The sequence below is a fragment of the Ensifer sp. 4252 genome, assembly GCF_050434565.1.
Lineage (GTDB): Bacteria > Pseudomonadota > Alphaproteobacteria > Rhizobiales > Rhizobiaceae > Ensifer.
The window spans coordinates 1-1093 of sequence record NZ_JBNDIU010000082.1 but is presented as its reverse complement, the minus strand read 5'-3'; the positions used below and the strand labels follow the sequence as shown (position 1 = coordinate 1093).

Sequence of the window (1093 nt, the reverse complement as noted above, 5' to 3'; positions counted from 1 at the left end):
TCCCGCGCGTACGCCCATAAATACGCTGTCTTTGCCGACCCCGATCCGGGAACAAGTGTCGGTAATGTCGTCTCGTCGGCGAATATTCGTTCACCTCGTTTGATCTGGCTGAAGGTGTAGTCCGCGAGGAGCTCGAGTTCGAACCCGAGCTTACCCATCCACCGCGCCATGATACCGCGCTCGACCTCGACATGGTCGCGCAGGAAGATCGCCTCCTGTCGATAGAGCGGCAACCCGTCGCCATATTTGGAGACCGCGATATAGGCGAGCAGCGCTTCCGTCGGAATGCCGCTTTCGACGATATGCGCCGGGGCTGAGGCCTGGATGACGCCGTCTTCGTTCTTGAAGGCATACTTCGGGCGATGGGTGACGATCACCCGGAACTTCGGCGGAATGACATCAAGCCGCTCGGAGGTATCTTCCCCGATCAGGACCTTCTGTTTGCCAGCGTGTTCGGGCAGTTCGTCCGGCTCGATGACTACATGGACCCGCTCCAGGTGCGGCGGGAAGCCCTTGCGCGGGCGCGGCGCACGCTTTGCAGCGCCTGGATTGCGGCCCTTGGAAACCAGCGCCTCAATCGCGGCAATGCCAATGTCGATTTCTTCGAAGACAAACGCGCCCTGTTCGTCCAGGTCTGCCTCGATGGACTTGCCCTGCTTTTCCGAACGGCGGCCATACCTGTATCGATTGAAAGCTTTGAGGATCAGCTTCAACTTGGCGATCTGTTCGTCCGCGTCCGTATTGCGGGCCTTCAGATCAGCGACTTCGTCTTCCAGAACATCGGCGCGCGCAGCCTTTGCTGCCATCGCCATGACCATGGCTTTCAGCGCATCAACGTCATCAGGAAGCTCGAGATCGGCTGGTTTCATGCCCTTATGTAGAGCATGTTTCGGCGAGATTTACCCTCAGTTTCAGTCGCCTGATTCACTCTGCCGCAGGGCTTTTACCCAACAAATTCCGGTCGTTTCACCGTAGCCGAGCGGACCCGTTTCCAGTCCATGCCGTCAACGAGTGCAAGCAGTTGCGCGTGATTGAGCTGCACGCGGGCCGGTCCGATCTTCGGCCAGACGAACTGATTTTTTTCGAGCCGCTT

The 1093-nt window shown here is 58.6% G+C and carries 2 protein-coding genes; both read right to left on the bottom strand.

The genetic code is table 11. The features are described from left to right. On the bottom strand, positions 1-869 hold an 869-nt coding region (locus tag ABIE33_RS36245), incomplete at its 3' end, for an IS66 family transposase (RefSeq protein ID WP_429133977.1). Positions 870-943: 74 nt separating this feature from the next. Beyond that, the coding region (gene tnpB, locus ABIE33_RS36240) for an IS66 family insertion sequence element accessory protein TnpB (RefSeq protein WP_429133979.1) at positions 944-1093 on the bottom strand (150 nt) is incomplete at its 5' end.